A 20013-nucleotide genomic window follows, 5' to 3' on the forward strand; every position below is an offset into this window, starting at 1 on the left:
TCGCGATCCGCGAGAGCTTGGTTCGTGTCCCGGTGGCCACCCGGTTTCCCTGGCGACTTGGAGAACTTTACACCCCTCCGGAGGGCCCGGAACAGGGGGGTACCTTAACCGCGTTCCCGCAGGTCAGGCCCCTGTTCCGGGCCGCCGGAGGCGGTCAGCCGCCGAGCGCGACGCCGGCGACGTTCCGCTTGCCCTTGCGGACCACGAGCCACTTGCCGTGGAGGGCGTCCTCGCGGGACGGCTTCCAGTCCTCGTCCGCGATCTTCACGTTGTTGACGTACGCGCCGCCCTCCTTGAGGGTGCGGCGCGCGGCGCCCTTGCTGTCCACCAATCCCCCGGCGAGCAGCAGGTCGACGATCGTCGGCTCGGCCGCCGGGTCGACCTTGCCGTTCGGGACCTCGGCCATCACCGCGTCGAGGGTGCGTTCGTCCAGTTCGGCGAGTTCGCCGCGGCCGAACAGCGCCTGGCTGGCGTTGATCACCTGCCGGGTCTGCTCCTCGCCGTGGACGAGGGTGGTGAACTCCTCCGCCAGCCGCTTCTGCGCGGCTCGCAGCTGCGGGCGCTGTTCGGTGTCCGCCGCCAGTGCGGCGATCTCCTCCTGGTTGAGGAAGGTGAACATCCGCAGGTAGCGGATGACGTCGGCGTCACCCACATTGACGAAGTACTGGTACCAGGCGTACGGCGAGGTCATCTCCGGGTCGAGCCAGAGGTTCCCGCCGCCCGTCGACTTCCCGAACTTGCGCCCCTCGGCGTCGGTGACCAGCGGCGCGGTCAGCGCGTGCACGCCCGCCCCGTCGGTCCGCCGGATCAGGTCGACGCCGCCGACGAGGTTGCCCCACTGGTCGGAGCCACCGACCTGCAGCTTGCAGCCGTACTGGCGGTGCAGCTGCAGGTAGTCCTGCGACTGCAGGAGCAGGTAGCTGAACTCGGTGTACGACATGCCGTCGCCCTCGAGCCGCCGCTTCACCGTCTCCCGGTTCAGCATGACGTTGATCGAGAAGTGCTTCCCGATGTCGCGCAGGAACTCGAGGGACGTCTGCTGCCCGGTCCAGTTCAGGTTGTTCTCGACGATCGCGCCGGTCGCCGAGTCGTCGAAGTCGACGAACCGTTCGAGCTGGCCGCGGATGCGCCCGGCCCACTCGGCGACGACGTCGAGGGTGTTCAGCGTGCGCTCCCCGGTGTCGCGCGGGTCGCCGATCATCCCGGTCGCGCCGCCGGCCAGCACGATCGGCCGGTGCCCGGCGCGCTGGAAGCGCTTGAGCATGAGCAGCGGGACGAGGTTGCCGGCGTGCAGGCTGGGTGCGGTCGGGTCGAAGCCGCAATAGAGCGTCACGGGACCCTGGTCGAGCTCGCGCCGGAGGGCGTCGATGTCGGTGGACTGCGCGATCAGGCCGCGCCAGGACAGCTCGTCGAGGATGTGTTCGCTCACGCCTGTAGATCCTCCCGCACCAGGTCAACCGACTAACTGGCGGGTCGGACCCGCCGCTTGCCGCCGCGGCGGTAGGTGGACACGGCGGGCGAGCCGTCGACCCAGAACCGCCACGGCGTGTCCATCGCCATCGCGACGCCGACGCGCGGGCCGCTGCGGACCCGCTCGGCCGGCACCCGCTCGCCGACCCGCAGCCGGACCGGCGACGACGGGTCGGTGAGGTCGACGCCGTTCTCCTGCCGGTCGATGCGCAGCACCGACGTGAGGATCGCCGGGCCCTTGGCGAGTTCGCCGGTCCCCCGCGCGTTCGGCCGCCGCTTGCGGACGACGTCGAGACCGCTGACGACTTCGCCCGCCCGTAGCAGCACCGCGCCGGCCACGCCGTCCTGCGAGCCGACGATGTTCGCGCAGAAGTGCATCCCGTAGACGAAGTACACGTACAGGTGCCCCGCGGGCCCCCACATCACGGCGTTGCGCGGGGTCCGGCCGCGGTAGCAGTGCGACGCCGGGTCGTCCTCGCCGCGGTAGGCCTCGACTTCGACCAGCCGGACGCCCACGGTGCCGTCGGGGCCGTCGGCCTCCAGGACCGAGCCGAGCAGCAGGTGGGCCAGGTCGACCGGATCGAGCGCGAGTTCGTCGCGGGTGAACAACCGGCCTGCGTCGCCGCTCAAACGGGGTTCCTCTCCTCGGCTGCCTGGCGCGCCCACCCTAACCCTTGAGCGATCGCTCAAACTACTTCTCTACAGTCGTTTTGAGCAGTCGCTCAAACTCTGAGGGGAGCAGGAGATGCGACCGAAGGCGCTCTACGTGGAGACCGTGATCCGCACGGACCTCGACACCCTCTGGCGGCACACCCAGGACCCGGTCCTGCACCGCCGCTGGGACCTCCGCTTCGCCGAGATCGCTCCGATCGACGGTCTTGACGGCCACTTCCGCTACGTCTCGCGGTTCCTCGGCGTCACGGTCGCCGGCGTCGGGGTGAGCGCGGCGTCGCGGGACTGGCCGGACGGCTCGCGCACGTCGGTGCTGCGGTTCGCCTCCGCCGACCCGCTGTCGCTGATCAGCTCGGGCGCCGGTTTCCGGCGCTACACACCGGTCTCCGGCGGCGTCCGGTTCGTCACCGGCTTCGACTACGGCACCCGCTGGGGACGCTTCGGACGGCTGGCCGACCGGGTGTTCCGGCCGGTGTTCGGCTGGCTGACGGCGTGGTCGTTCGACCGGCTGCGGCTTTGGCTGGAGACCGGCATCCCGCCGGAGGACCAGCCCCTGACCGCGCCCTCGGCCGCCCGCTGCGGCCGGACGCGGCCCCGCGACCAGGTGACTGCCGGAGCGTCGTCGTGACCGGCGTCTTCGAACGCACGCTCGGGGCGGATTTCGCGAACCTGCACCCCCGGATGCGGGAGCGGCTCGCCCTGTCGGACGGGCTCGGGATGATCGGCCACGGCGTGATGGACCGGATCTGGCGCGGCCCCGGCTTCACCCTGCCGTTCCGGTGGCTCGGGTCGGCGTGGCACATCCTGTTCCCCGAGCGCGGCCGGAACGTGCCGTTCACCATCGAGAACTACCCGTACCTGGACGGGCACGGCCGCGAAACGGTGTCCTTCGTGCGGACCTTCGAGTTCCCGGGGCGGCGCCGGCGGTTCGACGCCCAGATGGTGCACAGCACCGGACGCGGGCTCGTCGACTACCTGGGGACCCACCGGCACCTCGCGGTGACCGTCCGGCCGGACGGCGGGTTCCGGATCGAGGTCACGGTGGTCCATCCCCGCTTCGGGCCGGTGTTCGGCTACGCGGGCGGCTTCAGCGCCCGGTTCGTCGACGTCGGCCGCGGGGTGAGCGGCGCGGTCAAGCCGCTTCGTGAGAAGGTCATGGACTGATGGGCACCGGCCGGAACTCCAGTTCGCAGGACACGAAGCAGCGGCTCGTGGACGGCGTACTGGAAGTCGTCCGGCAGCAGGGCATCACCGCCGTTTCCGCCCGGTCGGTCGCCAGTGCCGCGGGCGCGAACCAGGCGCTGGTCTTCTACCACTTCGGCAGCGTCGAGGAACTCGTCGCGCAGGCGTGCCTCTCCGCGACGGAGGCCCGGGTCGCCCTCTACCGGGACCGGTTCGCGGCCGTGGCCACGGTCGGCGAACTGCTGGCGCTCGGGCGGGAGATCCGGACCGCGGAACGCGCGGAAGGCAACCTGGCCCTCCTGGCCCAGACGTTGGCCGGGGCCCAGGGCAGCGAACGGCTCGCCCAAGCGACCCGCGAGGGCCTGGACAAGTGGATCACCGAAGTCCGGGTGGCTCTCGAGCGCGTGCTCGAGGGGTCGCCGCTGGCCGAGCTCGCGGATCCCGACGGGCTGGCCCACGCCGTGTCCACCGGGTTCCTCGGGCTGACCCTGTTCGACACGGTCGACCCCGACGGCGCCGAGCAGGCCGTCGCCGCGCTGGAGCGGCTGGCCGTGCTCGTCGACGTCCTCGACGGGCTCGGCCCGGTGGCCACGCGGGCCGTCCGGGCCAAGCTCCGCAAGACCCTCAGTTGAGCCACTGGCGTGCCGCGGTGACACGCTCCTCGAGCCGGGCGCGCTGCTCGCCCACGCGCACCGGCGCCGTGCCGCCCCGGGCGTCACGGGACTTCACCGAGCCTTCGACGGTCAGGACCTCACGGACCGCGGGGGTGAGCGCCGGATTGATCTTCTCGAACTCTTCGTCGGTCAGCGCGTCCAGGCCGACGCCGCGGGCCTCGGCGACCCGGACGCTCTCGCCCGCCGCTTCGTGCGCGACGCGGAACGGCACGCCCTGGCGCACCAGCCATTCGGCGATGTCGGTGGCCAGGGTGAAGCCGGCCGGCGCCAGCTCGGCGAGCCGGTCGGTGTGGAAGGTGAGCGTTTCGAGCATGCCGGCGATCGCCGGGAACAGGAGCTCGAGCTGCTCGACCGAGTCGAACACCGGCTCCTTGTCCTCCTGCAGGTCGCGGTTGTAGGCCAGCGGCTGCGCCTTGAGGGTGGCCAGCAGGCCGGTGAGGTTGCCGATCAGCCGGCCCGCCTTGCCGCGCGTCAGCTCCGCGACGTCCGGGTTCTTCTTCTGCGGCATGATCGAGCTGCCGGTGGCCCAGGCGTCGTCCAGCGTGACGTACCCGAACTCGGCGGTGTTCCAGATGATCACCTCTTCGGCGATCCGGGACAGGTTCACCGCGAGCATCGCGACGGCAAAGGCGAACTCGGCGACGAAGTCACGCGAAGCGGTGCCGTCGATGGAGTTTTCGACGCTGGTGGCGAAGCCCAGCTCCTCGGCCACGGCTTCGGGGTCGAGCCCCAGCGACGAGCCGGCGAGGGCCCCCGAGCCGTACGGTGACTCGGCCGTACGGGCGTCCCAGTCCTGCAGCCGCGAGACGTCGCGCAGCAGCGCCTGGCCGTGGGCCATCAGGTGGTGGGCGAGCAGCACCGGCTGGGCGTGCTGCAGGTGCGTGCGGCCGGGCAGGATCGCGTCCGGGTGCCGCTTCGCCTGCGACACCAGCGCGTCGATGACCTCCAGGGTGCCCGCGACGACCCGGCGGGCGGCGTCGCGCAGCCACATCCGGAACAGCGTGGCCACCTGGTCGTTGCGCGAGCGGCCGGCGCGCAGCTTGCCGCCGAGCTCGGTGCCCGCGCGCTCGAGCAGGCCGCGTTCGAGGGCCGTGTGCACGTCCTCGTCGGCGATCGTCGGGGTGAACGTCCCCGAAGCGACGTCCTGGGCGAGCGTGTCCAGCGCGGCCAGCATGCCGGTCAGCTCGTCGTCGGTGAGCAGGCCCGCCTTGCGCAGCACCCGAGCGTGCGCCCGCGACCCGGCGATGTCGTAGGGCGCCAGGCGCCAGTCGAAGTGCGTCGACGCGCTCAGCGCGGCCATGGCCTCCGCCGGACCGCTGGCGAACCGGCCGCCCCACAGCTGCACCGGCTGCTCGTTCCCGCTCACTGTTCTCGCTTCTCCTCGGTGTTCGTGGGTTCAGGCGACCGTGATCCGGCCGTCGTACAGGACCAGGCGGACACTGGCATATCCGCGGCCGGTCCGCCGTTCGAGTGCGGCGCACGCTTCGCCGCGCCCGATTCTCTGCGCTTCGCCACGCGCGCTCAACATCCGGCGCGCTTCGGCGACGGAGACCGTCTCGCCGTCGATCGCCACCGGGATCCCGTGGTCGAACGTGATCACGACCTCGTCCGGCGCGAGGAACTCGCCCTCGGCCGGGAAGATGTCGGCGATCGCGATCATGGCGATCCTTCGTCCGCCGATCGCTGCGCGAGGGCGGCGAAACGCTCCGCCAGTTCCTTGCCCGTCAACGGTTCCCGGGCGATGACGGCGACCGTGTCGTCGCCCGCGATCGAGCCGACGACCTCTTCGAGCGCCGCCCGGTCGATGGCGCTGGCCAGGAACTGCGCCGCGCCCGGCGGTGTCCGCAGCACCATCAGGTTGCCGGACGAGTCCGCCGAGACCATCAGCTCGGCGAGCAGCCGGGAGAGCCGTGACGTCCCGCCCTGCACCCCGCGCACCGGGCTGCCGTCCTCGGGGATGACGTAGACCGGCGCGCCCGAGTCCGGCCCGCGCAGCTTGACCGCGCCCAGCTCGTCGAGGTCGCGCGACAGCGTCGCCTGGGTGACCTCGATGCCCTCGGCGGCCAGCAGCTTGGCCAGCTCGGTCTGGCTGCGGATCGTCATGGTGGACACCAGTTCGGTGATCCGCGCCTGCCGCCCCACCCGGCTGCTGGTCATCGCCGGCTCTCTTCGAACAGCCAGACCAGCAGGGCCTTCTGGGCGTGCAGCCGGTTCTCGGCCTCGTCCCAGACCGCGCTGGCCGGGCCGTCGATCACCTCGTCGGTGATCTCCCAGCCGCGGTGCGCGGGCAGGCAGTGCAGCACGATCGCGTCGTCCGCGGCCTTCTTCAGCAGCTCGGCGTTGACCTGCAGGGCGCGGAACGGGCCGACCCGGTCGAGGCCGTCGTTCTCCTGCCCCATCGACGTCCACGTGTCGGTGACGAGCACGTCCGCGCCGTCGACCGCCTCGTAGGGGTCGGTGAAGGCGGTGGCCGTGCCGCCCGTCTCCTCGCCGCGCTTCTTGGCGTCGAGCATGACCTGCTGGTCGGGCTGGAACCCGAGCGGCGAGACGACCCGGACGTGCATCCCGGCGGTGATCCCGCCGAGCAGCAGCGAGTGCGCCATGTTGTTGGCGCCGTCGCCGAGGTAGACGAGCTTGAGACCGGCGAGCTCGCCCTTGCGCTCGCGGATCGTCATCAGGTCGGTGAGCACCTGGCACGGGTGGAACTCGTCGGTGAGCGCGTTGACCACCGGGATCGACGCGGCCGACGCCATCGTCTCGATGCGCTTCTGCGCGAAGGTGCGCCACACGATCCCGTCGACGTAACGCGAGAGGACCCGCGAAGTGTCCTCGATAGTCTCTTCGCGGCCGAGCTGCATCGAGCGGCCGTCGACGATCACCGGGTGGCCGCCCAGCTGGCTGATGCCGACCTCGAACGAGAACCGGGTCCGCGTCGAGTTCTTCTCGAAGATCGCCGTGATGGACTTGCCGGCGAGGATCTTGTTGCCCAGCGGGTCGGCTTTGAGCGCGTCGGCGAGGTCGAGGATGGCTTTCTGCTCGGCCGGACTGACGTCGTCGTCGCGGAGGAAGTGGCGCAGCATCAGTCGGAGTCCTTCGTGGTGGAGTCGAGCGCGTCAGGGAGGGCGGCGAGGAAGCCCGCGGCCTGCTCGCCGTCGAGGACGAGCGGGGGCGCGAGCCGGACGGCGTCCGGCGCGACCGGGTTGACGAGGTAGCCCGCGGCCTGGGCGGCCTGGGCGACCGCCGCCGAAACGGGCTGCTTCAGGGCGATGCCGAGCAGCAGCCCGGCGCCGCGCACGCCGGCGACGAGCGGGTGGCCCAGCGCCTCGACGCCCGCCGCGATGTCCTTGCCCAGCGTGGCGACGTGGTCGAGGAGGCCCTCGGCGGCGATGGTCTTCAGCACGGCGAGGCCGGCCGCGCAGCAGACCGGGTTGCCGCCGAAGGTGGTGCCGTGCTGGCCCGGCTTGAGCAGTTCGCCGGCCGCGCCGACGCCGATCACCGCGCCCAGCGGCAGCCCGCCGCCGAGGCCCTTCGCCAGGGTGATGACGTCCGGGACGATGCCGGCCTGCTGGTAGCCGAACCAGGTGCCGAGCCGGCCGAGACCGGTCTGCACCTCGTCGAGCACCAGCAGCGTGCCGGTGGCTTTGGTGATTTCGCGGGCGGCCTGCAGGTAGCCGTCCGGCGCCGGGATGACACCCGCCTCCCCGAGCACCGGCTCCAGGAACACGGCCGCGGTGTCGGTGTCGACGGCGGCCTGGAGCGCCCCGACGTCCCCGAACGGCACGTGCTCCACCCCGGGCACCAGGGGCTTGAAGGGGTCGCGCTTCGCGGGCTGGCCGGTGAGCGTGAGCGCGCCCAGGGTCCGGCCGTGGAACGCGCCTTCGGCGGCGACCACCTTGGTGCGCCCGGTCAGCCGGCTGATCTTCAGCGCGGCTTCGTTGGCCTCGGCGCCGGAGTTGACGAACAGCACCTTGCCGTGGCCGGTGAGGCCGGCGACGTCGAGCAGCGCCTCGGCGAGCTCGACGGCGACGGGGTTGACGTAGAGGTTCGAGGTGTGGCCGAGCCGCTTGATCTGCTCGGTGACGGCCTCGACGATCGCCGGGTGGGCGTGGCCGAGCGCGTTGACGGCGATGCCGCCGACGAGGTCGACGTACTCCTGGCCGTCGGCGTCCCACACCTTCGCGCCTTCGCCGCGCACCAGCGTCAGCTTGGGCGTGCCGTAGTTGTCCATCAGGGCGGACTGCCAGTGCGCCTGGCCGTCCACATTGGACGTGAGGTCGGTCACGGGAGCTCCGTTTCGGGGAAGACCATGGTGCCGACGCCGCGGGAGGTGAAGACCTCCAGCAGCACCGAATGGGCGAGGCGGCCGTCGATCACGTGCGCCCGGCGCACGCCGCCGCGGATGGCGCGCACGCACGCCTCCATCTTCGGGATCATGCCGCTGGCCAGGCCGGGAAGCATGGTCTCGAGGCGGTCGACGCGGATGCGGTCGATCAGCGACGACCGGTCGGGCCAGTTCGCGTACAGGCCTTCGACGTCGGTGAGCACCACGAGCTTCTCGGCGCCCAGCGCGGCGGCCAGCGCACCCGCGGCCGTGTCGGCGTTGACGTTGTGCACGACGCCGTCGACGTCCGGGGCGACGGTGGAGACCACCGGGATGCGCCCGGCGTTGACGATGTCGAGCACCGCGTCCGGGTTGACCTCGGCGACCTCGCCGACCAGCCCGATGTCGACCGGCTCACCGTCCACAGTGGCCTGTTTGCGCTCGGCGGTGAAGAGCCGGGCGTCCTCGCCGGAGATGCCGACCGCGTACGGCCCGTGGGCGTTGATCAGCCCGACGAGCTCGCGGCTGACCTGCCCGGTGAGCACCATCCGGACGATGTCCATCGTCTCCGGCGTGGTGACCCGCAGGCCGCCTTTGAACTCGCCCTCGACGCCGAGGCGCTTGAGCATCGCGGTGATCTGCGGGCCGCCGCCGTGCACGACGACCGGGCGAAGGCCGGCCAGCCGGAGGAACACCATGTCCTCGGCGAAGGCCGCCTTCAGCTGGTCGTCGATCATGGCGTTGCCGCCGTACTTCACCACCACGGTGGCACCGTGGAACCGCTGCAGCCAGGGCAGCGCTTCGATGAGCACACCGGCCTTCTCGGCCGCCGTCGCGAGTCGTTCGTCCGCGGAAATCAGAGCCTCCTGGGTCATGAGGAGTACGCGCTGTTCTCTTCGACGTAACCGTGCGAAAGATCCGTGGTGTAGATGGTCGCGGTGCTCTCGCCGACGCCGAGGTCGACGACGATTTCGATGGCCCGGCCGGTGAGGTCCGCCTCGGACCGGTCGGCGGCGGGCACCCCCTGGGCGAACAGGGTGACGCCGTTGATCGCGATCGACACGGCCTCCGGGTCGATGCGGGCCGGCACCCGGCCGAGCGCCATGGCGATCCGGCCCCAGTTCGGGTCGGAGCCGAACAGGGCCGTCTTGACCAGGTTGTCCTCGGCGATCGTGCGGGCGACGGCGATCGCGTCGGCCTCGGTGGCCGCGCCCCGCACGGTGACGTCGACGTCCTTGGTCGCACCCTCGGAGTCCGCGCGCAGCTGGAGGACCAGGTCGTGGCTGACCGCGGTGAGCAGCTCGGTGAGCTCCGCTTCGGTGGGTTCGACCCCGCTCGCGCCGGACGCCAAGACCAGGACGGTGTCGTTGGTGGACGTGCCGCCGTCGACGTCGAGGCGGTCGAAGGTGACGTGGGTGGCCGCGCGCAGGGCCCGGTCGAGGATTTCCTTGTCCACGACGGCGTCGGTGGTCAGGACCGAGAGCATGGTGGCGAGGTTCGGCGCGAGCATGCCCGCGCCTTTGGCGAAGCCGCCGACGCTCCAGCCGCTGTCGTGTTCGGCGAAGGCCTGCTTCGGTTTCGTGTCGGTGGTCATCACGCCCGTGGCGGCGTTGAGGCCCGCTTCGGGGCTCGCGTCGAGGGCCTTGAAGGCGGTGTCCACTCCGGACAGGACCGCGTCCATCGGGAGCCGTTCGCCGATCAGGCCGGTGGAGCAGACGGCGACCTCGATCGCGCCGGCTTGCAGGACTTCGGCGACCTTTTCGGCGGTGGCGTGGGTGTCCTGGAAGCCGCCGGGCCCGGTGGCCGCGTTGGCGCCGCCCGAGTTGAGGACGACGGCCTTCAGCCGCTGCTGCTTGAGCACTTCCTGCGACCACAGCACCGGCGCGGCCTTGATGACGTTGCGCGTGAACACGCCCGCCGCGACGTCGAGCGGGCCGTCGTTGACGACCAGGGTGAGGTCGAGCGCGCCGGAGGCCTTGATCCCGGCGGCGACGCCGGCGGCGCGGAAGCCCTGGGGGCCGGTGACGGTCACGGTGCCACTCCTACGGTGGAAAGGCCGGTGGTCTCGGGGAGGCCGAGGGCCAGGTTCATCGACTGGACGGCACCGCCGGCGGTGCCCTTGGTCAGGTTGTCGATCGCGGCGACGACGATCAGCCGCTCGGCGTCGGGGTCGACCGTGACCTGCAGCTGGGTGTTGTTCGAGCCGAGCGTCGACGCGGTCGTCGGCCAAGCGCCCTGGGGCAGCAGCTGGACGAACGGCTCGGCGTCGTAGGCCTTTTCGTACGCCGCTCGCGCGGCGGCCTCGTCGATGTCGCCCTTCAGCGGAGCGCTCGCCGTGGTGAGGATGCCGCGGGGCATCGGCGCGAGGACCGGGGTGAAGGACACGGTGACCTTCTCGCCCGCGACGGCCGAGAGGTTCTGTGCGAACTCGGGGGTGTGGCGGTGGGCGCCGCCGACGCCGTACGCGCTGGCCGAGCCCATCACCTCGGAACCGAGCAGGTTCGGCTTGAGGCTCTTGCCCGCGCCGGAGGTGCCGGTGACCGCGACGATCGTGACGTCGGGCTCGATCAGGCCGGCGGCGAACGCGGGCGCGAGGGCCAGCGATCCGCCGGTCGGGAAGCAGCCCGGCACGGCGATGCGCTTGGTACCGGCGAGTTTTTCGCGGGCGCCGGGCAGCTCGGGCAGGCCGTACGGCCATTGGCCGGCGTGGTCGCCGCCGTACCAGCGCTGCCAGGCGGCGGCGTCGGCCAGGCGGTGGTCGGCGCCGAGGTCGACCACCAGGACGTCCGGGCCGAGCTGCGCCGCGATCGCCGCGGAGTGCCCGTGCGGCAGTGCGAGGAAGACGACGTCGTGGCCGGCGAGGGTCTCCGGCGTCGTCTCGGCCAGGACGCGGTCGGCGAGGGGGACGAGGTGGGGCTGGTGGACGCCGAGCTTCGTGCCCGCGCTGCTGGCGGCCGTGAGCGCGCCGATCTCGACCCCGGGATGGGTCAGGAGCAGGCGCAGCAGCTCACCACCCGCGTACCCGCTGGCTCCGGCCACCGCGATGTTCACCGTCATACGCATGATTATGCACGCCCTTGCAAGTCTAAACAAACCCGGAGTGGTGGCCGCCACCTTGGGATGCTGGGCGCATGACGGACACCCCGGCCCGGCTGCTCGGCCTGCTCTCGCTGCTCCAGACCCCCCGCGAGTGGCCGGGCAGCGAACTGGCCGGGCGCCTGGGCGTCAGCCCGCGAACCATCCGCCGCGACATCGAGCGGCTGCGCGACCTGGGGTACCCGGTCGAGGCCAGCCGCGGGATCACCGGCGGGTACCGGCTGGTCGCCGGCACCGCGATGCCCCCGCTCGTGCTCGACGACGAGGAAGCCGTCGCGATCGCGGTCGGGCTGCGGACCGCCGCGGGGCAATCCGTGTCCGGCATCGAGGAGGCGTCCGTGCGGGCGCTCGCCAAGCTGGAACAGGTCCTGCCGGCCCGGCTGCGCCGCCGGGTGGGCACGATCGGCACGGCGACGGTCGCCGTGCCGGCCACCGGACCGGTCGTCGACCCGGCGCAGCTGACGGTGTTCGCCGGGGCGATCACCAACCACGAAACCGTCCGCTTCCGCTACCGCGCCCACGACGGCGCCGAGACCCGGCGCCGGGCCGAGCCGCTCCGGCTGGTCGCCGCGGGCCGCCGCTGGTACCTGGTCGCGTACGACCTCGACCGGGCGGACTGGCGCGTGTTCCGCGCCGACCGCGTCCGCGAAGCCCAGGCGACCGGCGGCCGGGCGGTGCCACGCGAGCCGCCCGCGACGGACCTGGCGACCTACGTCACCGACCGGTTCCACGACCTGGCACCGACGTATCGGGCGGTGGCGGTCCTGGCGGAACCGGCCGCTCAGGTGGCGCCCCGCCTCGGCCAGGCGCCGGCCGACCTGACCGACCTCGGCGACGGCCGATCCCGGTGGCGGAGCCACCCGGACACGGTGGACTGGCTCGCGTTCCGGTTGCTCGGGCTGGGGTGCGCGTTCACGGTCGAGGAACCGCCGGAGCTGGTCGAACACCTCAAGGTGCTGGCCGCCCGCGCCGCCGCGGCGGTGCGGGGCTGACCGGGAAGCCCGGCGCGGGGACGGCTGCGCGGGACAGTGACACTTTCCTCGGCCGCGCACCGCGACCCTGTCGGGCGCCTGACCATGCCGACCGCGGCCCCGGCGTGAGGTTGTATCGTGGTACAGCACCTCTCCTCCTCCTGCGGAAATGGCGGTGAGGCAGCCCTTCGCGGTGTTCCAGCGCGAACCAGCCGCCGCGGGCGGCAGCCTGCTCACCGAAGCCGGCTTGGATGTAGTGGTCGCCTCGATCGAGGACCGCGAACCAGTTCTCCGCCGACAACCGGCCCAGCGCCGCTGCGATGTCGGCCGCGCCGGGGTTCTCGATCCGCGATCCGTCGCAGGACGACAACACCAGCACCGGATCGCCGCGCGCCGCGGGCGGGGCGTACACCGCGCCGCCTTGCGGGTCGTAGAGGACGAGACTGTGGCGCTCGGCCAATTCATCGAAGCTCATCGGGCTGCTCCGTTCGGTGAAGTGAGGGACGACGGCGGCCCGGTGGGCCGGTCCACGCCGCGGACCGGCCCACCGCCGCCGGTCAGCCCGGCTCACCTCCGTCCAGATCCGTGCGCCTGCTCGGCGGCACGGGGAGGTAGCAGCCCGGGTTCTCCGGGTCGCAGCCCACGCGCGGCAGCCGGGCGCGGATGCCGCCGGGGGTGCGCTCGAAGTACTCCGCGATCTGCGCGACGCTCTCCCCCGCGATCCACCGGCTCTCCAGCTCCGCGTCCGACTCCGCGCTCCACGGGCGGCCCTGCTGGGCAGGACGGCCCGCGGATCTTCGCCGGGGCCCGCGGCCCGCGCCGGTCGCGGACAGCAACTCGTCCGCGACGAGCTCCGCCACCGTGGCCGCCACCGCGACGTCCACGTCGAGGCTGCCCTCGGCGACCGGTTCGCCGCCGGGACCGCCGGCCTCCAGGGTGATCATCACCCGGGGCGTGGGTTCGGCGCGGTCGACGTCCGTCCTGGTCGCGACCACGATCTGGTAGGTGTTTTCCTCTGCCCGGATCTCGGTCCGGCGCTCTTCGATGATCGACATGCCACGAAGCTAGCGCGCACCCCCGACAATTTTCGGTCACGCGCAGCTCACGGCCCACTTCGCTCCGAAATTGTCGGACCCCTCCCCTAACGTCTCCCTCGACCACGAACCGTCACCAGGAGGCGACGATGGGACACCGGCGGACAAGACGCTGCCCCGGTCCGGAAGAACCGGACCGGGGCAGCGGGATCACGCGGTTTCGCTCAGAAGTGCAGCAGCTGGGCCAGCGCGCTCTGCTTCTCCTGGGCGGCCTTCGCGGTGTTGTCCGAGTTCTGCGCCGCGGCGCCGTCGGGCACCGGCGCCGGCACCGGGCTGCACTGGACGTCCGAGTGGTTGCCGGGCTGGCGCTTCGGCAGGGTGCCGGTGGCCAGGTAGTCGGCGATCTTGTCGTCCACACAGGACACCCCGGACAGCGAACCGGCGTGCGTGGTGCCGCCCGGCGCGCTGATCAGGCTCGAGTTCGGGAACCGCTTCCGCACCTCGAGGCTGCCGGCGTACGGCGTGGCGGCGTCGAGCTCCTCGCTGATGAGCAGCGCGCCGGCCACCTTGCGGCCGTCGATGTCCACCGGCTTGCCCGCCTTCGCCGGCCAGAACGCGCAGGGCGCGTTGAACCAGGCGTTGCCCCAGGTCTCGAACGGGGCCTTGAAGTAGGTCAGCCAGTTGTCGACCCGCCACCGGTTCCAGTCGGTCGGCCACTGCACGTCGGTGCACTGCACGCCCAGGTACACGGCGAAGCCGTTATCGTCGCCGGGCGGGTTCGAGCTGTCGTAGAGCTCCTTGAGCGTCTGCCAGTCACCCTGGTGCACGTAGCCGTCGAAGGCCTTGGCCATGTCGACCCAGCCGAAGACGTAGTAGCCGGCCTGCAGGAAGATGTCGGTCCACTCGTCGCCGCCGATCACCCCGCCCGCCGGGTCCTTGGCGAGCTTGCGCTGCGTGGCGTACCACAGCTTCTCGACGGCGTCGCCGGTCTTGCCCAGGTGGTAGACGTCGTCGTACTTGGCCAGCCAGTCGAAGTAGATCTTGATGTTCTTGTCGAACGCGACGTCCTGGTCGAGGTTGGCCTGGTACCAGACCTTCCGCGGGTCGACGTTGCCGTCGAGCACCATCCGGCGGACGTTCTTCGGGTACAGCGTGCTGTACGCCTGGCCGAGGTAGGTGCCGTAGGAGAAGCCGTAGTAGTTGATCTGCTTCTCGCCCAGCGCCTTGCGCAGGCTGTCCATGTCCTGCGCGACGTCGGTCGTCTTCAGGTGGTTCAGGATCTCGCCGTTCTTGCGGCACGCGTCGGCGTACCCCTTCGAGCGGGCGAGCCAGGTCTTCTCCAGCTGCACGGTGGTCGGCACGTAGGCCGGCCGGTTGTAGCTGAAGTAGTTCCCGTCGCAGCTGATGGCGGGCTTGCTGGACCCGACGCCCCGCGGGTCGAAGCCGATCCAGTCGTAGTTGTCCCCGGCGTGGTTCGGCACGTACTTGCCGAGCACCGACAGGCCGAGGCCGGAGCCACCCGGGCCGCCCGGGTTCACCAGCATGATGCCCTGGGACTGCGCGGTCTTGTGCTTGATCCGCGAGACCGCGACGGAGACCTTCGTCCCGCCCGGCTTCGCGTAGTCCATCGGCACTTCGAGGAAGCCGCATTCGGCGCCGTTGGCCTTGAGGCTCGCCGACGCGCAGGGGCCCCAGGCGATCGGCGCGGGAGTGAACTGCGCCCCGGGTTCCGCCGAGGCCGCGGGCGCGGCGGCCATCAGCCCGGCCGCGAGCCCCGCGGCGGCGATGGCGGCAACGATTCGTTTCACAGTCATCCTTTTCGTCCGCATTCGACGGCGTTCGCCAGATTTTCGACGAAACTACCGGCAACCTCGGCCAATCTCGCTGACCGACGCGACTTTCGCCATCCGCCTTTCGTCGGGACCTGCGGCGCCTGCGCAAGCCGGAACTGTCGGTGGCCGGCAGTACGCTCCGGATCGCCGGAGCCCGACGGGAGGACAGATGAGCGCGGACGAGAGGCTGGTCAAGGCGATCCGTGCCGGACTGGCGGAGCTGGCGGACCCGGCGAAAGCGCCGGCGATGCAGGCGTACATGAAGTCGGCCATGCCGTTCCGCGGGGTGGCGAAACCCGAGCGCGGCGCCCTCCTCAAGCGGGTGCTGGCCGAGCACACATTGCCGGATCGGGTGACATTCTCGGCAACTGTCCTGGAGCTGTGGCGGACCGCCGAATTCCGCGAGGAGCGCTACGCGGCCATCGATCTTTCCGGGTACCGGGCCTACCGGCGGTGGCAGGACCCGGACCTGGTCCCGGTGTACGAGGAAATGATCGTCGGCGGAGCGTGGTGGGACCACGTGGACGAGTTGGCCATCCGGAGGATCGGCCCGATCCTCCGGGAGTACCGCCCCCGGATGACACCGATCATGCTGGCTTGGGCCCGCGACGACGACCTCTGGCGCCGCCGGACGGCCATCATCTGCCAGGTGGGGGCCAAGGAAGACACGGACAAGGACCTGCTCACCCGCGCGATCGAGCCGGCGATCGGGGAGACCGAGTTCTTCCTGCGCAAGGGAATCGGCTGGGCCCTGCGAGACTACGCGAAGACGGCGCCGGACTGGGTGCGGTGCTTCGTGGACGATCACCCGGGGTTGTCCGGGTTGTCCAGGCGGGAGGCGCTCAAGCACATCGGCTGAGGTGCGGGTGCGGGGCGCCTGGAGGGTCGGTTCGCGTGTCTGGACGGTCGGCTCGCGTGACTGGACAGTCGACACGCGTGACTGGACAGTCGGCTCGCGTGATTGAACGGACGACACGCGTGCCTGGGGGGTCGACACGCGTACCTGGACGGTCGGCTCGCGTGCCTGGGGGGGTCGGAGCGGGGCTGGTGGGCCGGCCCCTCCTGCCGGAGGGCGGGAGGGGCCGGGGAGCGTCAGGCGCGGAGGGTGGCGTTGAAGCGCTCGCCTGCCGCTGCCACCGCTGCGTCGCGGGCCTTGGTGGCCTCGTCGATCGTCAAGGTGCGGTCCGGCGCGCGGAACCGCAGCTTGTACGCCAGCGATCGCTTGCCCTCGCCGACCTGCTCGCCCGCGTACACGTCGAACAGCGTGATGTCCTCCAGCAGCTCGCCCGCACCCGTCCGCAGGACCTCCGCGAGGTCCGCCGACGGGACATCCTCCGCCACCACCAGGGCCACGTCCAAGAGCACGGGCGGGTAGCCCGAGACGCTCGGTGCCGGGCGGGCGTCCGGGAGCGGGATCGCGTCCAGGTCCAGCTCCATCGCCACCGTCCGGGGCGGCAGGCCGAGGGCCTCGACCACCTTCGGGTGCAGCTCGCCCGCGTAGCCGACCGGCCAGTCGCCGACCCGGAGCTGGGCGCAGCGGCCCGGGTGCCACGGCGGGAGGTCGGCCGCCTGCACCTTCAGCTCGACCCCGGCCGCCTCGGCGATCGTGCGGGCCGCCTGGACCGCGTCGGCCCAGTTCGCCGGCTCGCCCGGACCCCACCAGCCCGCCCGGTGCCGGTTGCCGGCGAGGACCGCCGCCACGTGCAGCGGCTGCTCGGGCACCGCCGCCTCCAGCAGGGCCAGGTCCTCGTCCGACGGGCGCCGGTCGACGCCGAGGTCGGGAACCTTCAGCGGGTTCGGGGCCGGGAGCACCACCTGGCCGATGTGGTACAGCGAAACGTCCTTCATCCCGCGGGACACGTTGCGCAGCAGGGTGTCCAGCAGGCCCGGCAGCAACGTCGTCGCCAGGCGGTTGCGGTCGGCCTCCAGCGGGTTGCGGACGACCAGCGCGTTGCGGCGGCTGTCGTCGGCCGGGAGACCGAAGGCGTCCCACACCGCGTCGCTGACGAACGGGAACGGGCGCACCTCGACGTACCCCGCCTCGGCCAGCGCCCGGGAGACACTCCGGACGCGCCGCTGGCCGTCGGTCAGGCCGCGGCCGGCCGGGGCCGCCGGGAGGGTCGACGGGATGCTGTCGTAGCCCTCGAGCCGCAGCACCTCTTCGACGAGGTCGGCCGGCTGGTGCAGATCGCCGCGCCAGCTCGGCGGGATCGCCGTGACCAGGCCCGTTCCGTCGTCACCCGTGCCGACCGAGACCTTGCAGCCGATCTGGGTGAGCCGGCGGACCGTCACGCCGCGCTGGTAGTTCACGCCCGCGACCTTGTCGGGCAGGTTGATCGGCATGACGACCGGCGGGTTCGGCTCGACCGTGCCCTCGTCGGTGCGGCCGGGCTGGATGGCGGCGTCGCCGTACTGGCGCAGCAGCCGGGCGGCCAGCTCGACCGCCGCCGCGCACAGCTGCGGGTCGGTGAACCGCTCGAACCGCTTGGCGGCCTCGGAGAACAGCTTGTGCCGCCGCGCGGTGCGGCTGATCGCCGCCGGGTTCCAGTGCGCCGCCTCGAGCAGCACGTCGGTGCTCTCCGGCGTGATCTCGGTGCTCGCGCCACCCATCGTGCCGGCGAGCGAGATGACGCCGCTGTCGTCGGCGATGACCACGTCGTCCGGGTCGAGCGTGCGCTCGACATCGTCCAAAGTGGTCAGTTTCTCGCCCGGCTTCGCCCGCCGCACCACCAGGTCGCCCTGGATGGCCTTGGTGGCGAACGCGTGCAAGGGGTGCCCGAGCTCGAGCATCACGTAGTTCGTGACGTCGACGGCCAGCGAGATCGACCGGATGCCGGCCAGCATCAGCCGCCGGCGCATCCGCCACGGCGTCGGCGCGGTCGCGTCCAGGCCGGTGACCCGGCGCAGCACGAACCGCGGGCAGCCTTCCGGGTCCTCGACGCGGACCGGCCAGGCGTCGCCCTCGGCCGCCGGGACCTCCAGCAGGGCCGGGTCGCCGAAGGGCACGTCGAGCGCGTTCGACAGCTCGCGCGCGAGCCCACGGATCGACAGCGCGTAGCCCCGATCCGGGGTCGGAGCGAGCTCGATCACCGAGTCGTTCAGGCCGAGCAGCTCTTGGGCGTCGTCACCCGGGCTCGCGGTGCCCGGGGGCAGCACGAGGATGCCGGTGTGGTCGTCGCCGAGGCCGAGCTCGCGCGCCGAGCAGATCATGCCGTCGCTGATCCGGCCGTAGGTCTTGCGGGCGGCGATGGCGAAGTCGCCGGGCAGGACGGCGCCCGGCAGCGCGACGACGACCAGGTCGCCCTCGACGAAGTTGCGCGCTCCGCAGATGATGCCGCGGGTCTTGATGCCGTGCGGGCCCTCGTCGAACTCGCCGGCTTCGTCCTCGTCCTCGTCCTCGTCGTCGAGTTCGTCGTCGTCGAGGTCCTCGGCTTCGTCGGCGGGCTCGCCGACGTCGACGCGGCAGAAGCGCACCGGCTTCTTGAACTCGGTGAGCTCCTCGATCTCGGCCACCCGGCCGACCACCAGCGGGCCGGTCACGGGACCGAGCTCGTGCAGGTCGTCGACCTCGATGCCGATCCGGACGAACGCGTCGGCCAGGTCCTGCGGCGTGACCTCCTCAGCGAGCTCGAGGTGTTCGGTCAGCCAGCTGACTGGGACTCGCACTACGCCTCCGTTCCGAAGGGAAGGGTGAAGCGGACGTCGCCCTCCACCATGTCGCGCATGTCCGGGATCCCGTTGCGGAACTGCAGGGTGCGCTCGATGCCCATGCCGAAGGCGAACCCCGAGTACACCTCGGGGTCGACACCGCAGGCGCGCAGCACGTTCGGGTTGACCATGCCGCAGCCGCCCCACTCGACCCAGCCGGGGCCGCCCTTCTTCTCCTCGAACCAGACGTCCACCTCGGCGGACGGCTCGGTGAAGGGGAAGAAGTGCGGGCGCAGCCGCGTCTTGGAGCTTTCGCCGAACATCGCGCGGGCGAAGGCGTCCAGCGTGCCCTTGAGGTGGGCCATGGTGATGCCCTTGTCCACCGCGAGGCCTTCGACCTGGGTGAACACCGGGGTGTGCGTCGAGTCGAGCTCGTCGGTGCGGTACGTCCGGCCGGGGCAGACGACGTACACCGGCAGGTCGCGGTGCAGCAGCGTGCGCGCCTGGACCGGCGAGGTGTGCGTGCGCAGCACCAGGCCCGAGTCCTCTTCGCCGACGTAGAACGTGTCCTGCAGCTGCCGGGCCGGGTGGTCCTTGCCGAAGTTCAGCGCGTCGAAGTTGAACCACTCGGCTTCGAGCTCCGGGCCCTCGGCGACCTCGTAACCCATCGCGACGAAGGCGTCCGCGACGCGTTCGGAGATGGTGCTGATCGGGTGCCGGGCGCCGCGCGGGACGCGGTCCCACGGCAGGGTGACGTCGACCGCCTCTTCGCGCAGCACGCGCTCGTCGCGCTCCACCTGGAGCTCGGCGCGGCGGGCGTCGAAGGCCGCCTGGACGGCCTGGCGGGCCTCGTTGACGCGCTTGCCCGCCTCGGCCTTCTCCTGCTTGGGCAGGGCACCGATCTCACGGCGGGCCAGCATCAGCGGCGCGTGGTCGCCGAGGTGGGCCGGCTTGACCTCGGCCAGCCCTTCGAGCCCGGTCGCGGCGGCGAACGCCGCTTCGGCGGCCTTGACCGCCGCCTGCAGCGTCTCAGGGGCGAGTACCGCGCCCTGTACTTCCTTCTCCGTGGCTCCGGACATAACTCCTCGGCGTCCGCTGGGACTGGTTCGTTCG

General features: G+C 71.8%; 20 protein-coding genes. 5 read left to right on the plus strand and 15 right to left on the minus strand.

All coding sequences use genetic code 11. From position 1 onward, the window contains the following. Positions 1–154 precede the first annotated feature (154 nt). The gene (gene tyrS, locus C2L58_RS17460) at positions 155–1429 is read right to left on the minus strand and encodes a tyrosine--tRNA ligase (protein ID WP_103338645.1); all 1275 of its coding nucleotides are present in this window, start codon (positions 1427–1429) and stop codon (positions 155–157) included. A 32-nt stretch (positions 1430–1461) separates the two neighbouring features. Beyond that, positions 1462–2100 carry a DNA-3-methyladenine glycosylase gene (locus C2L58_RS17465; RefSeq protein ID WP_103338646.1) on the minus strand — a complete coding sequence of 213 codons (639 nt, stop codon included), beginning with the start codon at positions 2098–2100 and terminating at the stop codon, positions 1462–1464. Positions 2101–2215: 115 nt separating this feature from the next. Here C2L58_RS17465 and C2L58_RS17470 point away from each other — a divergent pair, with 115 nt between their 5' ends. The 3 genes from C2L58_RS17470 to C2L58_RS17480 are packed head-to-tail and all read left to right on the plus strand — an operon-like array spanning position 2216 to position 3956. Beyond that, complete coding sequence (locus C2L58_RS17470) at positions 2216–2770, plus strand: hypothetical protein (protein ID WP_103338647.1); 555 nt, start codon at positions 2216–2218, stop codon at positions 2768–2770. Then, positions 2767–3306 carry a DUF4166 domain-containing protein gene (locus C2L58_RS17475; protein ID WP_103338648.1) on the plus strand — a complete coding sequence of 180 codons (540 nt, stop codon included), beginning with the start codon at positions 2767–2769 and terminating at the stop codon, positions 3304–3306. The genes C2L58_RS17470 and C2L58_RS17475 overlap by 4 nt, the downstream gene beginning before the upstream one ends. Beyond that, entirely contained in the window at positions 3306–3956 is a 651-nt protein-coding gene (locus C2L58_RS17480; RefSeq protein ID WP_103338649.1) for a TetR/AcrR family transcriptional regulator, read from the plus strand. Before C2L58_RS17475 ends, C2L58_RS17480 begins: the two co-directional genes overlap by 1 nt. On the opposite strand, the gene argH is transcribed toward C2L58_RS17480, so the two are convergent. Genes argH through argC form a run of 8 tightly spaced genes read right to left on the minus strand, consistent with a single transcriptional unit; the run spans position 3949 to position 11376 of the window. After that, positions 3949–5364, minus strand: a complete 1416-nt coding sequence (gene argH, locus C2L58_RS17485; RefSeq protein ID WP_103338650.1) for an argininosuccinate lyase — start codon at positions 5362–5364, stop codon at positions 3949–3951. The genes C2L58_RS17480 and argH overlap by 8 nt on opposite strands. A 30-nt stretch (positions 5365–5394) precedes the next feature. Next, positions 5395–5658: an argininosuccinate synthase gene (locus tag C2L58_RS17490; protein ID WP_233225775.1), complete on the minus strand. Its 264-nt coding sequence runs from the start codon at positions 5656–5658 to the stop codon at positions 5395–5397. Next, positions 5655–6155 (minus strand): arginine repressor, encoded by a 501-nt coding sequence (locus tag C2L58_RS17495; RefSeq protein WP_103338651.1) that lies wholly within the window; start codon positions 6153–6155, stop codon positions 5655–5657. The genes C2L58_RS17490 and C2L58_RS17495 overlap by 4 nt, the downstream gene beginning before the upstream one ends. Beyond that, a complete protein-coding gene (argF, locus tag C2L58_RS17500) occupies positions 6152–7078 on the minus strand; it encodes an ornithine carbamoyltransferase (protein WP_103338652.1) in 927 nt (308 codons plus the stop codon). Before argF ends, C2L58_RS17495 begins: the two co-directional genes overlap by 4 nt. Then, the gene (locus C2L58_RS17505) at positions 7078–8280 is read right to left on the minus strand and encodes an acetylornithine transaminase (RefSeq protein ID WP_103338653.1); all 1203 of its coding nucleotides are present in this window, start codon (positions 8278–8280) and stop codon (positions 7078–7080) included. Before C2L58_RS17505 ends, argF begins: the two co-directional genes overlap by 1 nt. Further along, on the minus strand, positions 8277–9194 hold the full coding sequence (argB, locus tag C2L58_RS17510; protein WP_103338654.1) for an acetylglutamate kinase: 918 nt from the start codon (positions 9192–9194) through the stop codon (positions 8277–8279). The genes C2L58_RS17505 and argB overlap by 4 nt, the downstream gene beginning before the upstream one ends. Beyond that, a complete protein-coding gene (gene argJ, locus C2L58_RS17515; RefSeq protein ID WP_103338655.1) occupies positions 9191–10351 on the minus strand; it encodes a bifunctional glutamate N-acetyltransferase/amino-acid acetyltransferase ArgJ in 1161 nt (386 codons plus the stop codon). The genes argB and argJ overlap by 4 nt, the downstream gene beginning before the upstream one ends. Further along, positions 10348–11376 (minus strand): N-acetyl-gamma-glutamyl-phosphate reductase, encoded by a 1029-nt coding sequence (gene argC / locus C2L58_RS17520; protein WP_103338656.1) that lies wholly within the window; start codon positions 11374–11376, stop codon positions 10348–10350. The genes argJ and argC overlap by 4 nt, the downstream gene beginning before the upstream one ends. A 74-nt stretch (positions 11377–11450) precedes the next feature. On the opposite strand from argC, the gene C2L58_RS17525 reads away from it, so the two are divergent. After that, positions 11451–12407, plus strand: coding sequence for a helix-turn-helix transcriptional regulator (locus tag C2L58_RS17525; protein ID WP_103338657.1), 957 nt, complete (start codon positions 11451–11453; stop codon positions 12405–12407). Here C2L58_RS17525 and C2L58_RS48670 read toward each other — a convergent pair. From C2L58_RS48670 to C2L58_RS17535, 3 genes are all read right to left on the minus strand, one after another. Next, positions 12364–12861 (minus strand): hypothetical protein, encoded by a 498-nt coding sequence (locus C2L58_RS48670; protein ID WP_146073616.1) that lies wholly within the window; start codon positions 12859–12861, stop codon positions 12364–12366. The genes C2L58_RS17525 and C2L58_RS48670 overlap by 44 nt on opposite strands. Positions 12862–12943: 82 nt before the next feature. After that, positions 12944–13441, minus strand: coding sequence for a helix-turn-helix domain containing protein (locus C2L58_RS17530; RefSeq protein ID WP_103338658.1), 498 nt, complete (start codon positions 13439–13441; stop codon positions 12944–12946). A 203-nt stretch (positions 13442–13644) separates the two neighbouring features. Further along, a complete protein-coding gene (locus C2L58_RS17535) occupies positions 13645–15228 on the minus strand; it encodes an alpha/beta hydrolase (RefSeq protein WP_103338659.1) in 1584 nt (527 codons plus the stop codon). Positions 15229–15421: 193 nt separating this feature from the next. Between C2L58_RS17535 and C2L58_RS17540 the strand changes: the two genes are divergently transcribed. Beyond that, the gene (locus C2L58_RS17540; RefSeq protein WP_103338660.1) at positions 15422–16111 is read left to right on the plus strand and encodes a DNA alkylation repair protein; all 690 of its coding nucleotides are present in this window, start codon (positions 15422–15424) and stop codon (positions 16109–16111) included. A gap of 233 nt (positions 16112–16344) precedes the next feature. Here C2L58_RS17540 and pheT read toward each other — a convergent pair whose 3' ends face one another. Both pheT and pheS read right to left on the minus strand, forming a co-directional pair. Continuing rightward, positions 16345–18918, minus strand: coding sequence for a phenylalanine--tRNA ligase subunit beta (pheT, locus tag C2L58_RS17545; protein WP_103338661.1), 2574 nt, complete (start codon positions 18916–18918; stop codon positions 16345–16347). Next, a complete protein-coding gene (gene pheS, locus C2L58_RS17550) occupies positions 18918–19979 on the minus strand; it encodes a phenylalanine--tRNA ligase subunit alpha (protein ID WP_103338662.1) in 1062 nt (353 codons plus the stop codon). Before pheS ends, pheT begins: the two co-directional genes overlap by 1 nt. Positions 19980–20013 lie beyond the last annotated feature (34 nt).

Origin of the sequence: Amycolatopsis sp. CA-126428 (assembly GCF_002904335.1) — a bacterium.
In the GTDB taxonomy this organism is placed as follows: Bacteria; Actinomycetota; Actinomycetes; order Mycobacteriales; family Pseudonocardiaceae; genus Amycolatopsis.